Source organism: Paenibacillus sp. RUD330 (assembly GCF_002243345.2).
In the GTDB taxonomy this organism is placed as follows: domain Bacteria; phylum Bacillota; class Bacilli; order Paenibacillales; family Paenibacillaceae; genus Paenibacillus_O.
Map to the genome: position 1 here is coordinate 4,878,185 of NZ_CP022655.2, position 19,085 is coordinate 4,897,269.

Genomic DNA, 19,085 nt, shown 5'->3' on the forward strand with positions numbered 1-19,085 from the left:
GTGCCCCGCGCCAAAAAGAGACTGTCCGCCGTCATGCTTCCATGACAGCGGACAGTCCCCTGCTTGCCGAAAGAGGCTGCTGCTCCTGATCAGCGCTTGCCCGTCATCTTCTCCGGACGGACCCACTCGTCGAACTGCTCGGAAGTGAGCAGGCCGCTCTTGATCGCGCTCTCCTTGAGCGTCGTGCCTTCCTTATGCGCCTGCTTGGCGATCTTGGCCGCGTTCTCGTAGCCGATATGCGGGTTGAGCGCCGTCACGAGCATCAAGGACTGATCCAGGTTGTGCTTCAGCGTGTCGAGGTTCGGCTCGATGCCGACGGCGCAATGCTCGTTGAACGAGAGCATGGAGTCGGAGAGCAGCACGACGGATTGCAGGAAGTTGTAGGCGATGACCGGCTTGAACACGTTCAGCTCGAAGTTGCCTTGGCTGGCCGCGAAGCCGATCGCCGCATCGTTGCCCATGACCTGGCAGGCGACCATCGTAATGGCTTCGCACTGCGTCGGGTTGACCTTGCCCGGCATGATGGAGCTGCCCGGCTCGTTCTCAGGGATCGTGATCTCGCCGATGCCGCTGCGGGGGCCGCTGGCGAGCCAGCGCACGTCGTTGGCGATCTTCATCAGATCGGCCGCAAGGCCCTTGATCGCGCCATGCACCCAGACGATCTGGTCGTGGGACGTCAGGGAATGGAACTTGTTCGATGCCGTCACGAAGTTATGGCCGGTAATCTCGGCCACCTCGGCCGCCACCTGCACCGCAAAGTCCGGATGCGCGTTGATGCCGGTGCCGACCGCCGTGCCGCCGAGCGCGAGCTCGCGGATGGCGTCGACGCTGCTCGTCAGCATCCACGACGATTTCTCCAGCATCGCTTCCCAGCCGCTGATTTCCTGGCCGAGCGTGATCGGCGTCGCATCCTGCAGATGCGTGCGGCCGATTTTGACGATGTCGTCGAATTGGACGCTCTTCTCGTGCAAGGTCGCCTTGAGCACCTCGAGCGCCGGCAGCAGGGAGGTCGATACCGCGATGACCGCCGCGATATGCATCGCCGCCGGGAACGTATCGTTGGAGCTCTGCGAACGGTTCACGTCGTCGTTCGGGTGGATGCGCACGGAGGAGCCTTCCGCCTCCAGCAGCTGGTTCGCGCGGCGGGCGATGACCTCGTTGCAGTTCATATTGGTCTGCGTGCCGCTGCCCGTCTGCCATACGACGAGCGGGAACTCCCCGTCATGCTTGCCTTCGAGGATCTCATCGGCCGCGCGGCAGATCGCTTCGGCTTTCTCCGGCTCCAGAACGCCAAGCTTCCGATTGGCCTGAGCCGCCGCTTTCTTCACATAGGTCATCGCTTTGACGACCTCAAGCGGCATCTTCTCCCAGCCGATCTTGAAGTTCTCGCGGCTGCGCTGCGTCTGCGCGCCCCACAGCTTGTCCGCGGGAACCTTGATTTCGCCCATCGTATCCTTCTCAATCCGGTATTCCATGATTCCATTCCGCCTCTCTCAAGTCGATAAACCGCTTGCCTTCACTCTCCCATTTTACCCAATCCGAGCGTCTGCCGCCAGCGGGCCGCCCCCGCGGCGCGATCAGGCCTTGGCGTCCCGGTAGGCTTGGACGTATGCCTGGGCCTGCCGCTCGATAAGCGTGTAATCCCCCTGCTTGACCGCTTCCTTGGTCAGATCCCCGCCGATGCCGACCGCGACCGCGCCAGCCTTCACCCACAACGCCAGATTGGCCAGCGAGACGCCGCCCGTCGGCATGATGTTCGCTTGCGGAAGCGGACCTTTGACAGCCGTAATCATATCCGGACCGAACGCGCTTCCCGGGAACAGCTTGACGATATCGGCTCCAAGCTCCATCGCGGTCTGGATGTCCCGGATCGTCATCGTTCCCGGCATGACCGGCACCGCATAGCGGTTGCACAGAGTGATCGTGTCGGGATTGACAGCCGGCGCAACGACGAATTCCGCGCCGCTCAGAATGGCCGCGCGGGCCGTCTCCGGATCCAGCACGGTTCCGACGCCGATGATGGCGTAGGCATCCGATGCGGGATCCGCCTTGCTGGAATACTCTGCGGCCAGCTGCTGGATCGCCTGCAGCGCCATCGGCACGGTCATCGTAATCTCGATCGCCTTGATTCCCCCGCGGATGGCATGCCTCGCCATGCGGGCGACCTCCTCCGCCGAATCCGCGCGAAGCACGGCCACGACGCCCGCTTCCGCGATTGCTTGAGTCACTCTCAGTTTGTTAAGCATGTCAGCTTCCTCCCCGATTCTTCTGCTCTTCGAGCCTCGGCGGCCGGCCTCGTCATGCTGCCGGCCGTGCGGTGATCGCCGCACGGCTGCTTCCCCGCCTCCGGAACGGACAGCCGCCTGTTCCAGGCGGCTGTCCGTTCGCTTTCTTCCATTGTCTCACTAGCCCGTCGCCACCGTCAATCATTGAAGCTATCCACAGAAAAGCCTCTTCCACATGGAAGAGGCCGGATCTTTTTTTATCCACAAGGGGACAATGACGGTCGAAAAAGCCTTTGTGGATCCTATGTTCAGGGTTGGAAGCCAATTATTGAAGTTATCCCTACAACCCTGTGGATATTGTGGATATCAAATTGTGCATATGTGCATAGATCCGGGGATAACTTTTTTTGCGCGTCCTGCATCCCCGCTTTACAAACAAGTAAGGATGACCGGTCCCTGCTCGGTTATGGCAACCGTATGCTCGTATTGCGCCGACCAGGAACGGTCGCTCGTGCGGGCCGTCCAGCCGTCATGGGCAATCCAGACTTCCGGCCCGCCTGCCGTCAGGATCGGCTCGACGGTCAGTACCATGCCGGGCTGCAGAACCGCTCCGCTGCCGCCTCTGCTGACATGGTTCACCTCCGGCGGCTCGTGGATGGAGCGTCCGATTCCATGCCCCGCGAAGCTGGACACGACGGAATGCCCCGTCTCCTTCGCCGACTGGACGACCGCGGCGCCGATGTCGCCGATCCGGCGTCCGACCCGGCATTGGCCGATCCCCTTCAGCATCGCCTGCCGGGCGCCCGCCATCAGCGACTGCACGGCGGAATCCCCCTTTCCGATCGCATAGGTCCAAGCCGAGTCGGCCTTCCAGCCGTCCACATCCGCAACCATGTCGATCGTCACGATATCCCCCTCCTGAAGCGGCACCGCATCCGGGAATCCGTGACAGACGACCTCGCCGACCGACGCGCAGGTCGCATAAGGATATCCCCTGTATCCCTTCTGAGCCGGGTAAGCCCCGTGCTCCGCCATCAGCCGCTCTACAAAGCGGTCGATCTCAAGCGTCGTGACGCCGGGCGCGATCCGCTTCGCGATCGCATCGTGGCATAACGCGACGACCCGTCCTGCGCGGCGGATTCTGCCGATTTCCTCTTCCGATTTCCATTCCGCCATGGCCGAGCCTCCGCCCTTCATCCAAGATCGCCATCCAAGCTTCAATCTTTCTAGGCTATTCGGAGGAGCCGCGCCTCATTCCGCCTCGTCACGGCGCGCAAAAAAGACCCGGAACTCCGCAGGGGGAGTATCCGGGCCGGGTATATGATAGGCTCGCTTGTTCTAGCTCACGGAGGAATTCATTCTGCCCATTTCATGCTCAACCAGTGACGTCAGCTCATCCTCATATCCGCCGGTGATGCGGTATTTGCGGATGTAATCCTTAACGAACTTCCGCGGATCCTTGGGCTGAAAAATTCTCGTGAGTTCCTTGAGGCTTTCCTTGACTTCATTCTGGCTGTGCTTGGCCATGAAATCTCCTCCTCTAACGCTGGATGTTCATCCGAAACCTCGGATTCGAGAACGTGCAGGTATCCCTATGGTGCAGACACTCCATGGCAGTTGAGCGAATGTTTGTATTTTTCACACTATTATATCACTTCATGCATCAGGTTGGAAGCAAATTCCCAATCATTCCTGCGGAGGGACTTCTTTATCGTTCGGTTCCTCCTGGGATTTACGGCTGTCCCGCAAGGACGCCTCGGCCTTGCGCAGGGCCTGGTCCGGATTCTGGCGGCGGTACAAGCGCAGGTAGGCCGCGACGCCGACGACAGCTGCCGCAACGCCGAAGGCAAGCGTCAGAGCCGTCACCCATCCTTCAATCACCATGCCGCCGCCTCCGCTTCTCCAGTAAATGTCATTACGGAAAAGTATATCGGAAAGGTAAGGCGCTTACAACAGCGGCACCCCGTGCCGTTCCCTCATCTCCCTCTGCAGCCGGCGGTCGCCGGAACCGCATCAATTCCCCATCCTTCAAGGATTATCGACAGGAATGGACAAGCTTTTCAGCTTTTTTACCCTGCGTGTCCGCCATTCAAACGCAAACTGGCGAACGGAATGAAAATCGTCGGCTTTGCATCGCTCTCCTTTCCTGCATCCGTCGCCAGAGGGATGGGTTGGCCCATCTTACGGCGTCTATCCCCATTGTATGAGCGAAGGAATGGAAAAAAACCGGAAGGCGCGCTTCCGGCTTGGATGACGGCTCTGCCGCGGGTCAGCTGCTGCGGATGATCGGAAGGCCGACAAAGCCCGTCGTTCCTTTTCCGAGCTCGCTTTCGTAGTACATTTTGCCATGATGGTTCTCGACGATCTTGTAGGTCATGACAAGGCCGAGGCCGGTTCCCTTCGCTTTGGTGGAGAAGAACGGCTCGCCCAGCTTGGCCAGCTTCTCCGGGGGGATGCCGGAGCCTTGGTCGATGATCCGGGTCCAGGCCATGTTGTCCTCGCCGACGGAAGCCTTCACCTGAATGACGCCTCCGGAGCCCATCGCCTCGATGCTGTTCTTGATCAGATTGATGAACACCTGCTTCAGCTGGTTGTCCACCCCCTGCACGAGCATATCGCTATCCGGCACTTCCAGCTCCAGCTGCACATTGTTCATGATCGCCTGGGCCTCGATCAGCATCACGACATCCCGGAGCACGGCTCCCAGCGCGACGGGATGGAAGTCGACCGCCTGCGGCTTGGAGAGGACGAGCAGCTCGCTGACGATCTGCTCGATCCGCTCCAGCTCCATCGCCATGATGGAGATGTAGTTGCGCCGGTTGTCTTCCTGCATCAGCTTCGTGAACCCTTTGAGAGAGGTGAGCGGATTGCGGATCTCGTGGGCGATGCCGGCCGCCAGCTGGCCGACGGCTCCGAGCATCTCCGACTTGCGCAGCATCTCCTCCGTCGTCTTGCGGTCGGTGATGTTCTCGGAAATCTTCATGTAGTGGATCGTCTCGCCGCGCTTCACGATCGGCAGCAGCCTGGCCTGCTCCCAGTAGACGGCTCCATCCCTGCCGATGCCGGCCAGCTCGCCCTCCCAGATCTCGCCGCGCTTGAGCTTCTCCCAGATCTCCGCGAAGCTGCAGCCGCTGGCCTGCCAGTCATCGAGAGACTCCAGATGCCTGCCGTAGATGCTCTCCGACGTCTCGCCCGTCAGATCGTGGAACTGCCTGTTGGCATAAAGGATGCCGCCTTCAAGGTCGGAGATGACGACGAGGATCGGGCTTTGCTCGATCGCATACGAGAGGCGCAGCAGCTCCTCGTTGGCTTCCTTCAGCTCGGTGATGTCCACGAGGGTGATGATGACGCCTTTGGTCAGATGCTCCAGCGTCCGGTAAGGCATCATCCGCATCTTGTACCAGCGCCCGCTGCGGCTTTTGATTTCCTTCTCCAGCGAACGGAGCGATTGCAGCACCCTGGAGGCGTCCTCCACGAACTGGTCGTAGTAGAATTGATGCGAAATATGATGGAACGGCCGCCCGATGTCCACATGGAGAAGGTGGATCTCCTTGGTCACTGCGGGAGTGAAGCGGCGGATGCAGAACTGCGTATCCAGGAAGATCGTGCCGATCTTGGTGCTGACAAGGAACAGGTCCATGTCGTTGTTCAGCTCCGTCAGCTCCTGGATTTTGAACTGATACTCGGTATTGATCGTCACCAGCTCTTCGTTGACCGCCTGCAGCTCCTCGTTCGTGCTCTGCAGCTCCTCGTTGGAGGCGATCAGCTCCTCGTTCGTGCTCTGCAGCTCTTCATTGGAAGCCTCCAGCTCTTCGATCGCCGACTGGAGCTTGTCCTCGGTCGAGCGGAGCTGCTGCTCCAGCCACGCCATCTGCCGGCGGACGCTGTCGTTCAGATCGATGGAAGCGGTCGGAACTTCATCCAGCTCGGGAGCGAGCTCCAGAATGATCAGCATGCTGCCGGCGAACGCCGCGCCGGTCTTCGAGAACGGGCGCACGGTCACGTTGATCCGCTGTTCTCCCGACGCCGTCTGCACGACCAGATGGCGGAACACGACCTCGTCCAGCCCGGAGCGGATCTGCTGGACGGCGGTCATGACCGCGACGGCCAGCCCCGGCTCCAGCATCTTCTGCAGGTTCCATGAAGGCCTGCCCTCCATCGGGGACAGGAAAGGCTGCACATTGCCGGTCAAGTGCTGGATGTCCAGCTTCTCGTCCACCAGCAGGGAAGGAGGCATATGCTCGTTCACGTATGTACTGTAGAACTGGCTCTGGCGGCGGTTCTCCTGCGCATCCGCCCCGGCCTGCTGCTTGCGCCGCTCCCTCAGCTCGCCCGGAGTGGACAAGCTCCTGGCTCCGTCCATGAGCAGCGTCGCGCCGGACGCGCTGTTTTTGCGCTGGATCTTGTGCCGGAATATGTTCCATTTGCCGTTGGCGGGCTCGAACAGATGGTCCTGCCTGCCGACCGTCTCGCTCGGGCCCAGGAACAGGAAGCCCCCCGGAGTCAAGGCGAAGTTGAACAGCGACAGCACCTTCTGCTGCATCTCCGGCTGCAGGTAGATGAGCATGTTGCGGCAGCTGATGAGATCGAGATTGCTGAACGGCGGATCCTTCGTCAGGTTATGGGGGGCGAACACGATCAGCCGCCTCAGCTCGCGCGTGACCTGATACGTGTCGCCATGGCGGACGAAGTATTTGTCGAGCCGCGCCTTGGACACCGAGGTCCCGATCGACAGCGGATAGACGCCGTGATTGGCGTAATCGATGGACTGCTTGTCCACGTCGGTGGCGAAGATGCGGATGCTGAAGCGGTTCTGCAGGCCTTCCTGCTCCAGCACTTCGAGAGCGAGCATTCCGATGGAATACGCCTCCTCGCCCGTGGAGCAGCCGGCCGTCCAGATTCTGAGCTCGGTGCTCTTGTTCTGCAGCTTGGCGCGGACCAGCTTGGGCAGAACCTTTTCCCGGATGATGTCGAACGCTTCGGGATCGCGGAAAAAGTGGGTGACATGGATGAGCAGATCCTGCCTCAGCGCCAGCACCTCCTCCTCCCTCGCCTCCAGCAGAAGCTCATAGTCGGCCAGAGTCGCCGCCCCCGCCTCGGCCATCCGCTTCTCGATTCTCCGCAGCAGGCTGTTCTTCTTGTAAAAGCTGAAATCGATGTTCGTACGCTCCCGGACCCTCTCCAAAATCTTGGCGAGCAGCGCCTCCGAGTCGTTCAAGGCCGCTGCATGGACAGCATAGCCGGGGCTCGGAATCAGGGAAGCGGGAAACTTGAGCTTGGAGGCGATCTTCTCGGGAGCGAGCACGAAATCGACATGCCCGCTGTCGATGGCGCTGCGAGGCATGCCGTCGAACTTCGCCGATTCCTCGTTCTGGGCGAATACGATACCGCCGCTGCGCTTTACGGCTGCGATGCCCCTCGTTCCGTCCGTGCCCGTACCGGACAGGACGACGGCAATCGCCTGCTGGCCCTGATCGGCCGCCAGCGAATGGAAGAAATAGTCGATCGGATAATGGATCTCGTCGGGATGCGGATCCGAAAGCCACAACTGGTTCTTTTTCAAGGAAAGCGATTTGCGCGGAGGAACGAGATAGATCGTGTTCGGCTCCACTTCCATGCCGTCGTGCGCAAGCTGGATCTGCATCCGCGTATATAAAGAGAGAATCTCGTTCATGAGGCTCTTGTGGTCGGGCGACAAATGCTGGATGACGACAAAGGCAAGACCGGTCTCCGGACTTGCCTGCTGGAAGAAATGCTTCAAGCCTTCCAGTCCTCCCGCCGAGGCGCCGATGCCGACGATTCGGACCGGTTCGGCCTTGCTGAGCGGAAGCTCGGAATGCTGGCTGTCGGAAGGTATTTTGTTCATGTTCGTCCCTCCTTGGTTGAGCGCTTGGACGGAAATGGGGCTGCGAAGGATAAAAGCCGACCCTGGCAGACGGCCTGCCCGGAGATAAATAGCTTATAGTGTATTCTCCGCAGGACGTCCGTTTCCTCTTGTCCAGCAAAAAGTCCAAATGATTCCGTTTATTCGGCATGAATATCGGAGATTCGTCTTTTTTTGCGATGGAAAGGCTCGTCCCGCATGAGGTAAACTTGAACAAGATTGGATTGGATCTACAGGAGATGGTTGCTGATGAACCCATTGCAGATTGAAGAGTTTGCGGAGCTGCTGCTGTCCGGCAACCGTTCCGCGGCCGAGGCGACCGTCCTCCACTGGAAAAAAAACGGCGCCAACCAGCTCGCCTTGTTACAGCAATTGTTCAGCCCCGCGCTCGGGCATATCGCCCTGCTGGCCGAATCCAGGCGGATCGGAATGGCGGAAGAGCGGCTGGGCCATGGCCTGTGCCAGTGGCTGCTGTGCAGGCATGAGCCTGCGGAGCCCTTGCAGGGCGGCGGAGCCCAGTTCCTTTCCCGGAAGGCCATGCTGCTTGGGCTGGACGGAGAGCCGCATGACCTCGGCATGCGGATGGACGCCTCCATGTTCAAGGAACGCGGCTGGATGACCCGGATGTACGGCTCCGTCCTGCCTCTGGAGCATGCCGTCTTCGGCGCGATGCAGTGGACGCCCGATGCCGTATGCCTGCATGCCGACTCTCCGGAATCTCTTCCGGCCGCCCGGGCTTACGCCGAAAAGCTTCTCAACCTTCCGTGGGCGCCCTCCGTCCTTCTGAGCGGACGGGCCGCCTCGCTTCCCGGCCTCCCTTCCCTGGCGAGAGGAGAGGCGGCAATCGTGCGCAGCCTGCTGGATCTGGATCTGTGGCTCGCCGAAGCCGAGCGGGAGCAGGAGGTCGAAGCGTTCAGCGAGACGACGGGTTGAGGGACTTCCGGCAATCGAAGGACGGACCGGGGGAAGCGTTCCCCTCGTCCGAATCGATCCCGTGTCGGCGTTCGCGGAAGCCAAAAAGGCCGTTCTCTCCGGAGATCGGCCTTTTTAGTCTATGTTTCGGGTAAATGCCTGTGCCGGCTCAAGCCATCCGGATTTCGGCGATGCAATCCGCCGCTTCGTACAGCTCGTCGTCCACGGCGTTGCTGACGGGATAGGCGCGCAGCTGGAAAGGCTCGAGCGGCTGCAGATGCCGGCGCAGGAATGAAAACTCGCGGATCGACGGATTGAGCCAGTCCTCCAGCCCTTCCTCGTCCAGCACGATCGGCATCCGATCCTGCAGCAGGGACAACGGGCCGGATGCCGAGACGGTGACGATCGTCGCCGCGCGCATCAGCGCCCCCTCCGGCGTCCTCCATTCGTCATACAAGCCGGCCATGGCGAACAAAGGCTGCCCCTGGACCATGATCCGCATGGCGCGAGGCTGCTTCGGCCCGTTCTCCACCGCTCCCCTTTGCCAGCCGTACATCCCGCTGCAAGGAATGATGCAGCGGCCGCTGATCAGCATCTGCTTGAAGCATGGCTTGGATTCCAGCAGCGACACATCGGCATTGACGGCATCCTTGGCCCAGAACGGAAACAGTCCCCATCTGGCGTCGTCCATGATTCTCACGCCGTGGCGGTTGTTGCGGATGACGGGGACGTTCTGAGTTGGAGCGATATTGTAGCGCATCGTCGGAATCCGGACGGCATCGCGGATTGCGAACCGGCGTTCAAGCTCCTCGATGTCAGACGTAAGCGAAAAACGCACGCACATAGTTGTTGGCCACCTTCCCGGTTGTTCGTCTCGCTTCCAGTATCTGCAACCGGAGGGAAGTTATGCGCGTGCCGGGAAGGATGGCGGAAAGGAGATCCCGCAGACCATCCGTCTCCTCCTGAGCGCTGTGGACGGATCCGGCCGGTTAGCGGCGGCGGCTATCCCGGAGGCCGAAGCCTCAAGGAATGTCGGTCGGTCACCTGATCATTTCAGCCTGCGAATCATTGACCGGGTTGATGGTTTGCGGGCTTGATCCTCGGCTTCATCAACCGTCCAGAACAGTCAAGGCGTGAACCGCTTGCGGAAGCGATGCGGCGGTATGCCCGCATGGGCGGCGAACAGGCGCGAGAAATGCGGCGTCTGCCTGAAGCCGCTCTCCTCGGCGACGCGGGCAATCGGCCAGTCGGTCGTCAGCAGCAGCAGCTTGGCCCTGTCCAGCCGGTAATAGAGCAGGTATTGCTGCGGAGTGCAGCCGAATGTCTCCACCATGCAGCGGGCGATATAGACCGCGTGGTAGCCGAGCGCCCCGGCCAGCTCCGCGTTCGCGACGGATTCCCGGTAATTCTCCTTCATATAGGCCGCAGCCTGCTCGGCGACCGCGGAGGCGGAAGCCCGGTGGATGCCTGCCCGGCCTGCAGCCTCAAGCTGCCGCAGCAGGTCGAGCAGGCTCATCTGCCGGCTCCAGAAAGCCCCGTGGTCCGGGCTTGACGCCGCCTCGTTCAGCAGGGCGAAGGCTGCGGCGGCAGGCTGGCCCGATAGGCCTGCGATCAGCTTGGGCAGCCTGACCGTATGCGTGTAATGGTCTCCGACCAGCGTGGACTCGTCCCCTTCGGCCGTTTCCTCCCACTCTCCTTGGAACTGGAAATGAACCCAGTCGAACTCCGTCTCCCCGTGGCATGCTCCAGCGCCAAGCCGGGGGCGGTCGGGACGCAGGAGGAGCACTTGTCCCGGCTCCACCGTCCAGGTGCTGTCTCCTTCCGTCACGGAAAGAGCTCCCCGCCGGACGTGAATCAGCTCGAACATGCCCAGCTCGGTCCGGCTCGGATGCTCCTCTCCCGCTTCGTAGGACGCTCGCCTGGCCTCGACCAGGAAGGGCAGCGGCGGGCAGCGGAAGGTCAACAGTCTTGTATCAGGCATTTCTTCATCTCTCCCAAATCTCTAGAAAACCGGCAGCCGCTTCCGGCGGCTGCGGCTGTTTGTCCAAGGCTTCGGCGCATCTGCCGGATCGGCGCGCGCCAAGGCCGTTGCATCGGCAGAAGCCGGGCTCCCTCTGGAGGGGCCCGGCTTCCCGGATGCATCTATTGTAGCAAATCGATCGGACTCCATCAGCTTTCGCTCGGTTTTTTGTAGAAGGAAGGGGATTTGCCCGTGTATTTCTTGAACTTGGCGTGAAAATAATCGACGTTCGCGTAGCCGACCTTCTCCGCGGCCTGGCGCACCTTCATGCCGCCCTCCAGCATCGCGATCGCCCGCTCGATGCGCAGACGGTCCAGATAGGCGTTGAAGGAGACGCCCGTATGGCTTTTGAACAGCTTGCCCAAGTAGCCGCTGTTGTACCCGAACAGCTCGGCCAGCGTCTCCAGCCTCAGCGGCTCGCCGTAGTGGCGCTCGATGAAGCCGGTCATGCGCCGCAGGACGCTGCCGCTGTCCGACGCGTCAAGCGACTGCTGCACGGCGGAGAGTCCGGCCGCCAGCTCCTCGCGCATGGAGCTCCACTTGGCGTGCCGGTAGACGCTCGCCGCAAGGGCGCCGTGGCGTCCATCCGCAGGAGCGCCGCCATGGCGCCCAAGCTCGGCCATGACCAGCGTCATCAGCTCGGCCATCGCCGAGGAGAACGCCGGGCGCGACGCATTCCCGGCCGCCAGCGAGGCCGCCGCCTCGTCCAGAGAGGCGACGATGCCGGACATGCCGCCCGTCTCCACGGCGCGGCTGAGCGCCAGCGCGAGCTCGGCCAGGCGCGCATCGTCTCTTCCATCCGCCGCGCGGGCCGCCGAGGATGCCGCATCGCCCGAGGTCTCCGCCGCAACCATCGCGGGGCGCTCGGTATGGATACGGCCCGGCTCCAGCAGGAAGCGCAAGGCCATCAGCTCCTGCGCCTCCAGCAGCGAACGCGCGGCTGCCGGCGGCTCCTCCGCGCATCGCCCCGCGGCGGCAGTGAAGCCTCCTTCGCCTGCGCTTTCCTCCAGCAGCTTCGCGGCCGACCGCAGCGCCGATTCCCCGCTTGGAATCAGCAGCCCCAGAGAGGCACCGGCCTCGAAGACCGGTCCAAGCCCTCGGGCTGCGGCTCCCGCCTCCAGCCTCCGCCTGAATTCCGCCTGCTCCTGGCCGTCCGCCAGCCCGGCCTCCGCCAGCAGCACGCGGCCGCCGGGAGCGCCTCCATGGAGCAGCCGCCACAGCTCCGCGCCGGAGGCGTCCCGCCCGCCGGCTTCGCCTTGGGCGCCGGGAAGCATGCCGGCTCTACCGGCATCCGCGGCGATCGACAGCGCCCCTTCCGCATCTCCCGCCAGAAGCGCCAGCAGCGCTTCTTCCCGCCGTTTGGCCGGATCGGCCGCCTTCCCCCGCTCCTCATCCAGCGATCTGGCGATGCGCGCCGCATACTGCTCCAGCTCGTCCTCGTCGACCGGCTTCAGCAGATAACCCTCGATGCCGTAGCGGATCGCCTGCTGCGCATAAGAAAAGTCGGCATGGCCGCTCAGCACCATGATCCGGCAGGCGGAATCCCGCCTCCTGATCTCCTCGACCAGCTCAAGGCCGTTCATCCTGGGCATCCGGATATCGACCAGGATCAGATCCGGGGCCAGCTCCCGGTACAGACGCAGCCCCTCAAGGCCGTCCGCCGCCAGCCCGGCGACCCGGAAGCCCAGCCGCTCCCACTCGATCAGCGTCTGCATGCCTTCCCGAATCGCCGGCTCGTCATCGACAATCAACAAGCTGTACATCCGCTATTCCTCCTTCATCCGGGGAATGAGAAGCCTGATCTCCGTTCCTTCCCCATCCCTGCTCTCGAGCCTCAGGCCGCTGCCCGGGCCGTAATTCAGCACCAGCCTCTGATGCACGTTGCGCAGCCCGATCCGATGCTGCTTGTCCTCGCTTGGATCGTCCAGGGCATCCCGGTTGTCCCGCAGCCGCTCCGGCGTCATGCCGACGCCGTTGTCGGCGACGGTCAGCTCCAAGCCTCCGTCCTGCAATCTTTTTCCCGCAATCGAAATGCGCCCGCCTTCCCCGATGCCCTCCAGGCCGTGCACGACGGCATTTTCCACCAGCGGCTGCAAAATCAGCGGCGGGATGAGCGTCAGCGACATGTCCTCCTCGACATCGATGACGAATTCCAGGCGGTCCTCCCCGTATCGGAATTTCTGGATTTCCAGGTAGTACCGGACGATCTCCAGCTCCTCGCCGAGAGGAATATGGCGCTGCCCGATCTCGATGTTGTTGCGGATCAGCCTTCCGAGCATGCGCACGACCGAAGCGATTTCCTTCTCGCCCTTCATATGGATCCTCATCCGAATTGATTCCAGCGCATTGAACAGGAAATGCGGATTGATCTGGCTGGCCATCATCTTGAGCTTGATGTCCCTCTGCCTCACCTCCAGCTCGGTCCGCTGCCGGTGCGAATCCTCCACCTCCGCCATCAGCCCGCGGATGCTCGCCACCATATTGTTGAACTGCCGGGACAGCAGTCCGATCTCGTCGTTGCCCTGGATGTCCGAATACACCTGCAGATCGCCCTTGCCGACCCGGCTCAGGTTGCGGTACAGCACGAGCGTGCGCTTGGTCAGCACCGAGGCCACGATGTAGATGAGCACCAGCGCGATCGCCATGCTCACGGCCAGCACGCCCATGCCAAGGCGGGCGACGCGGTTCGCCTCTCCGACGATGCTCTCCACCGCGAACACGGACACGATGCGCAGCCCGTTGACGCTTGAGGCCGGATTCAGCTTCTCGATGACGACCCGGTATTCCTCGCCGCCGAAGGTCATGTTGTACGTTCCTTCGGCTTTGCCCGCGAGGCCGGGGAACTCCAGCTGGGACAGGCTCTTGCCGATCCACGAGCCGTTCTTCGCGGCGGCGACCGTGTCCGAGGCGTCCACAATCATCGTATCGTAGGGCTCCTGGCGCAGCATCGTGTCGAACAGCTTCGGATTGACGTCGATGACGAGAACGCCGCTTGTCTTATAGGTCGGGAAAGGGATTCTGCGCACAAGGCTGAGCGATTTCTGCCCTTTTCTCGTTTCGTTGGCCGTATACATCCAGTGAATGCCGTCCTTGGCGTTGGCAGCCCGGTACCAATCGGTCCCGCGGACGGCGTCCGTCAGATGGAGAAACTCCCAATTTTCCAGAAGGGTGGCGTTGTCCGCATACAGCCGGATATAGTCTACTTCCCGGTACAGCTTCACGGCGCTGCGGAAATCGTTGAACTCCCACAGCGCATGGGTGGAGTCGAAAACGGTCGCGTACCGGGTATTGACCAGGTTGCTCAGCTCCGTGCTGACCATGTAATCGTCCGACAGCTCCATCGGAATGCGCAGGATGTCCGCAGTCTGCGTGACGATCTTGTCCACATTGTTCGTCGTCTGCCGCGTCGCCTGCTCCAGCACGTTGTTCCGGTATTGGGCGGTCAGGAAAATGCCCACGATCAGAACCGGAATCAGCACGACGATCAGGAAGGCGATGAACAGCTGGCTCTTGAGCCGGAGGTTGTTGAACCGGAAGCCGATTTGCGTGATGACTTGTCTCACTTGCGGATGCCTCTCTTTCGATCCCTGAAGATAGTCTTAGACCGTATCGTAAGGCAACCGCTTACAAAGGTAAACGGGAAATTCCGGCCCCGCTCCGGCGGCGCGGCCGCTGCTCCCCCCTGGCCAGAAAGCGGCTCCTGCAGGGACGAGCCGGGATGTTCCCTTCCCGGATAAAAAGACCCGAAGGCAGCCCTCCCCGAATCGGGACGGCTGCCTCGGACGCGGCCGGAATTACTTGGCCGACCACTGCTCCACGCGGTCTTTGACCGCTTGGGTATAGATGTTCTCGATCTTGCTCAGGTTGACGTCGTCCAGCTGCTTCAGCATGGAATCGTACACCTTGTCGAAGTCGGCCGGCTTCGCGAGCACCGCTTCCGGAATCTTCTTCCAGATGATGTCTTCCGCCTTCTTGAAGATGACGTTGTAATCCGAGTCGGATGGCGCCGGGATGTTCCAGGCCGCGCCGTAAGGACGCTCCTTGAACTCGGTCTCTTTCGGGAAGAGATCCTTCCACGTCGTCGCGCCGTACGCCTTGAGCGTTTCCTTCTCGGCATTCGTGTAGCCCGCCACGATCTGATCCGGGAAGTTCGTCGTGTAGTAGCTGCCGCTCGGATCCTTCACGCCGTCGCCGTAATGCGGCCCGAAGACGAAGTACAGCCCGATGCCCGTATTTTTGGTGAAATTCGTGTTGTCCTCGGTTTTCTGCTTCTGGATATCCGCCGGAATGACGCGGACGCCGTTCTCCACGTTGTACTGCTTGCCTTCGATGCCCCAGTTGCGCAGCACCTGGCCTTCGTCGGAAGCCATCCAGTCGAGGAACTGGATCGCGCGGACGGGATCCTTGCAGTCCTTCGTGATCGCGATGCCGTAGCCCGCCATGAAGCCCGTCGGCGCGAAGCTGTGATCCTTGACGTCCGCGGAGATCGTGACCGGGAAGTGGCCGTACGTGTACGCACCGTCTTCCTTGCTCTTGACCGCGTTCTCGGCGTCTCCGTAGCCCCATTCCTGGTCGATCAGGCCGAGCACGCGTCCGCTGGCGATCTTGGACTTGTACTGGTCGCTCTTCTGCACGAACGCTTCCTTGTCCAGCAGCCCTTCATTGAACATCTTGTTCAGCCAGCGGAAGTATTCCCTCTCTTCGGGGCGGCGGATATGGAACGAAGCCTCGTACGTGTCCGGATTGATGTAGTATTCGCCGTCGTCCGGCAGGCCCGTGGCGAGGAAGGCCGGATTGGTGCCCGTAATCATGATGCGCCAGTCGTCCGTGTCCAGCGTCAGCGGGATGGTCGGCTTGCCGTCGGTCGTCGGATGTTTGGCATAGTAGGTTTTGAGGGCATTCTCGTAGTCCTCTAGCGTCTTGATCTCCGGGTAGCCGAGCTCCTTCAGCACGCGCTGCTGCAGCTCGAAGCCGCCGCCGGCGTCGAAGTAGGTCTGATCGATGGAGTCGTTGCTCGGCAGCACGTAGATCGATGTGTCTTCCTTGCTGTACTTGAGGCGCTGCATGTATTTGCCGTATACCTTCTTGAGGTTCGGGGCGTATTTCTCGATGAGGTCGGTGAGGTCGATCAGCGCGCCGGCGTCGACCAGCTTGTCGACGTCGCCCTTGGCGAACACCATGTCCGGATACTGGCCGCTCGCCGCCATCAGCGAGATTTTGTCCGTGCCTCCGCCGGATACCGCGTACTCGGCCTTGATCGTGACGCCGGTCTTCTCGGTGATGGCTTTGCCGACTTCATCCTGCATATTGTTCCAGTTCGGGCTCGCGTCGGCTCCGAAGAAGCTGAACGTGACCGGCTTGAGATCCTGCTGGCCGGCATCCCCGTTGGCCGCGCCGCCCTGGGTATTCGAGGACACGGCGGCGTTCGCATTGCCTCCGGCGTTGTTGTTGTTGCTGCCCGAGCAGCCTGCCGTCACGGCGAGCACGCCGGCGAGCACCAGCACGGCCGTCGCTCTTGTTTGTCTCATCTTAAGCATCTTCAAGCTCATAACCTCCCTAGTGGTCTGAAAAAGCCGTCTGGAAAACGAATCGAAGCAAACGCATTCATTTTGCTCTATTTAAAACGGGCTCCCCGATCGGCGCTGCGCGGCCGGACTTTCCCCTGTTTCCCGGAAAAGCCGGCCCGCCTTTGCGGGGATGGCCCGGCGAAGCCTTACGCCTTGACGGCTCCAAGCGTCATGCCGCCGACAAAATACCGCTGCAGGAACGGATAGACCGCCAGGATCGGCACCGTCACCACGATCGTGATCGCCATCTTGATCGATTCCGGCGACACCTGGTTCATCAGCTTCGTCATGTCCTCGTTGCTGGTCCGCATGTTCGCTCCGCCCTGCTGCGTGCTCTGGAGAACCTTCATCAGCTCGTACTGCAGCGTCGTCCAGGTCTCGTTGGAGCCGTTGTACAGATAGGTGTCGAGAAAGGCGTTCCACTGCCCGACCGCGAGGAAGAGCGCGATCGTCGCGAGCGCAGGCTTGGCGAGCGGCAGAATGATGCGCCAGTAGATCGTGAAGTCGTTCGCACCGTCCAGCTTGGCCGATTCCTGCAGCGCGAACGGCAGGCCGTCGATGAAGGAGCGGATGACGAAGACGTTGAACGCCCCGACCATTCCAGGCAGGACGTACACCCAGAACGTGCCGATCAGATGCAGGTCCCGCATCAGGATGTAGACCGGAATCAAGCCTCCGGAGACGTACATCGTCAGCGCCAGGAACACCGAGATGAAGCGGCGCGCCTGGAAGTCGGCGCGGCTGAGCGTGAAGGCCAGCATCGAGGCGCTCAGCAGTCCCAGCACGGTGCCGACGACCGTCCTCATAATGGAAACCTTGAAGCCTTGCAGCAGCCCCTGGTAGGCGAAGATCACCTTGTAGTTCTCCAGCGTGAACTGCCGGGGCCACAGGCTGATGCCGCCTCTGACCGTATCCTGCGAATCGTTCAGCGAGATCGCCAGCACGTTCAGGAAGGGATACAGCGTGACGGAGACGAGCAGCAGCATGATGAGTATATTGATGACGTCGAATGCCCGTTCGCCGCGTGTGGCGTTGAAAGCCTTGTTCATCGGTGGTCCCCCCTTTACATGATGCTTTCCTTCGTGACCTTCTTCAGCACGCCGTTCGCCAGGAACAGGAGGAAGATGCTCACGACGGAGTTGAAGATGCTGATTGCGGTGCCGAAGGAGAACCTCGCCAGGCTGAGCCCGTAATTGAGGGCGTACAGATCCAGCACCTCCGAGTAATCCTTGACCAGATTGTTGCCGAGCAGGAACTGCTTCTCGAAGCCGATGCTGATGAGATGCCCGATGCTCATGATGAGCAGCACCGAGATCGTCGTGCGGATGCCGGGCAGCGTGATGTGCCACATCTGCCGCAGCCGGTTCGCTCCGTCCACTCTCGAAGCCTCATACAGCTCCGGGTCGATGCCTGCGATGGCCGCAAGATAGATGATCGCGCTCCAGCCGAGCTCCTTCCACAGGTCGGAGGCGGTCACGATGCTCCAGAACCAGTTTCCTTTGGCCATGAACTGGATCGGCTCGTCCGTGATATGCAGCCACATGAGCAGGCTGTTGACGGCTCCGCTGTCGGTCGACAGCATTTTGGTCACGATGCCCGCTACGACGACCCAGGAGACGAAGTGAGGCAGATAAGAGATCGTCTGCACCGTCCGCTTGAAGATCCGCCCCTTCACCTCGTTCAGCAGCACCGCGAACAGGATCGGGACGACGAAGCCTACGATCAGGCCCATGAGGCTCATCGCCAAGGTGTTGCGCAGCACGAGGTAGAAGCGCTCGTCGGTGAACAGCTCCTGGAAATGCTTGAAACCGACCCATTTCTGCTCGCCGAACGTCTTGCCGGCCTTGAAATCCTGGAACGCCATCGTCCATCCCCAGAGGGGCATGTAGCTGAACACGAACACCCAGATCACAAACGGGATCGACATGAAATACAAGTACTTCTGTGACTTCATTACTTTCCAGAACCGGGCCGGGCCCGAGCTTGCGGCTAGTGCGGCTCCATCCGGACCGGCAGCCGGATGCTTGTCTGTCAGCGCTTTCACAAGCTCCATCCTTCCTTTCTTTCCGCGGCGTCCCGGCAGCTGCGCCCGGGCATCTCCACGCTTGCTGTTTCCCTATGCCATTCATGGTAACGCATTCACCCGGGCCTTCCTACCGGAGGGATCGGAGCGAAAATCAGGTCAAAATTAGAGATTTCTGAAAGCGCATTCCTTCCCATCCCAGCCTCTTCCTTTGGCCCGCCCCTTGGACATGTGATAAGCTGTCGAGTTCGGCGATGATCTGGCCGAAGGGATCGGCAGCCGGGCAGGGACGCGGCACCGGCATTTCCTGCCGTGGACGACGCCGCAAAGCTGTTCGCGGAACAAACGAAAGGCCCTTTAAGTGTGCTTCTGCGCTTAAAGGGCCTTTTTCTCATTCAGGGTCATCGAAGATGAAACGAGAATTCCAGTCGAAGACTTGCTGCACGGCCCGGCT

Annotated in this window: 14 protein-coding genes; 1 reads left to right on the top strand and 13 read right to left on the bottom strand. The window is 61.3% G+C overall.

Going from position 1 to position 19,085, the window contains the following annotated elements:
• Positions 1 to 89: 89 nt before the first annotated feature.
• The 6 genes from fumC to CIC07_RS22260 form a co-directional block, all read right to left on the bottom strand.
• Positions 90 to 1,475: a class II fumarate hydratase gene (gene fumC / locus CIC07_RS22235; RefSeq protein ID WP_076357909.1), complete on the bottom strand. Its 1,386-nt coding sequence runs from the start codon at positions 1,473 to 1,475 to the stop codon at positions 90 to 92.
• Positions 1,476 to 1,577: 102 nt separating this feature from the next.
• The gene (locus CIC07_RS22240) at positions 1,578 to 2,246 is read right to left on the bottom strand and encodes a bifunctional 2-keto-4-hydroxyglutarate aldolase/2-keto-3-deoxy-6-phosphogluconate aldolase (RefSeq protein ID WP_076357908.1); all 669 of its coding nucleotides are present in this window, start codon (positions 2,244 to 2,246) and stop codon (positions 1,578 to 1,580) included.
• Between the two features lie 408 nt (positions 2,247 to 2,654).
• Entirely contained in the window at positions 2,655 to 3,401 is a 747-nt protein-coding gene (gene map / locus CIC07_RS22245; RefSeq protein WP_076358059.1) for a type I methionyl aminopeptidase, read from the bottom strand.
• A gap of 162 nt (positions 3,402 to 3,563) precedes the next feature.
• Positions 3,564 to 3,752: a hypothetical protein gene (locus CIC07_RS22250; protein ID WP_021881178.1), complete on the bottom strand. Its 189-nt coding sequence runs from the start codon at positions 3,750 to 3,752 to the stop codon at positions 3,564 to 3,566.
• Between the two features lie 159 nt (positions 3,753 to 3,911).
• Entirely contained in the window at positions 3,912 to 4,109 is a 198-nt protein-coding gene (locus CIC07_RS22255; RefSeq protein WP_076357907.1) for a hypothetical protein, read from the bottom strand.
• A 385-nt stretch (positions 4,110 to 4,494) separates the two neighbouring features.
• Positions 4,495 to 8,091 carry a chemotaxis protein CheB gene (locus CIC07_RS22260; protein WP_094248259.1) on the bottom strand — a complete coding sequence of 1,199 codons (3,597 nt, stop codon included), beginning with the start codon at positions 8,089 to 8,091 and terminating at the stop codon, positions 4,495 to 4,497.
• A 267-nt stretch (positions 8,092 to 8,358) separates the two neighbouring features.
• Here CIC07_RS22260 and CIC07_RS22265 point away from each other — a divergent pair, with 267 nt between their 5' ends.
• Positions 8,359 to 9,042 carry a hypothetical protein gene (locus tag CIC07_RS22265; RefSeq protein ID WP_076357905.1) on the top strand — a complete coding sequence of 228 codons (684 nt, stop codon included), beginning with the start codon at positions 8,359 to 8,361 and terminating at the stop codon, positions 9,040 to 9,042.
• Between the two features lie 148 nt (positions 9,043 to 9,190).
• On the opposite strand, the gene CIC07_RS22270 is transcribed toward CIC07_RS22265, so the two are convergent.
• From CIC07_RS22270 to CIC07_RS22300, 7 genes are all read right to left on the bottom strand, one after another.
• Positions 9,191 to 9,865, bottom strand: coding sequence for an SOS response-associated peptidase (locus CIC07_RS22270; RefSeq protein WP_076357904.1), 675 nt, complete (start codon positions 9,863 to 9,865; stop codon positions 9,191 to 9,193).
• 282 nt (positions 9,866 to 10,147) lie between these two features.
• Positions 10,148 to 11,002, bottom strand: a complete 855-nt coding sequence (locus CIC07_RS22275) for a helix-turn-helix transcriptional regulator (protein WP_076357903.1) — start codon at positions 11,000 to 11,002, stop codon at positions 10,148 to 10,150.
• Between the two features lie 188 nt (positions 11,003 to 11,190).
• Positions 11,191 to 12,804, bottom strand: coding sequence for a response regulator transcription factor (locus tag CIC07_RS22280; RefSeq protein WP_076357902.1), 1,614 nt, complete (start codon positions 12,802 to 12,804; stop codon positions 11,191 to 11,193).
• Positions 12,805 to 12,807: 3 nt separating this feature from the next.
• Positions 12,808 to 14,604: a sensor histidine kinase gene (locus tag CIC07_RS22285; RefSeq protein WP_234992976.1), complete on the bottom strand. Its 1,797-nt coding sequence runs from the start codon at positions 14,602 to 14,604 to the stop codon at positions 12,808 to 12,810.
• Positions 14,605 to 14,835: 231 nt separating this feature from the next.
• On the bottom strand, positions 14,836 to 16,578 hold the full coding sequence (locus CIC07_RS22290; protein WP_234992992.1) for an ABC transporter substrate-binding protein: 1,743 nt from the start codon (positions 16,576 to 16,578) through the stop codon (positions 14,836 to 14,838).
• Between the two features lie 176 nt (positions 16,579 to 16,754).
• Complete coding sequence (locus CIC07_RS22295; protein WP_076357900.1) at positions 16,755 to 17,657, bottom strand: carbohydrate ABC transporter permease; 903 nt, start codon at positions 17,655 to 17,657, stop codon at positions 16,755 to 16,757.
• A 14-nt stretch (positions 17,658 to 17,671) separates the two neighbouring features.
• Positions 17,672 to 18,652 (bottom strand): ABC transporter permease, encoded by a 981-nt coding sequence (locus tag CIC07_RS22300; RefSeq protein WP_076358057.1) that lies wholly within the window; start codon positions 18,650 to 18,652, stop codon positions 17,672 to 17,674.
• Positions 18,653 to 19,085 lie beyond the last annotated feature (433 nt).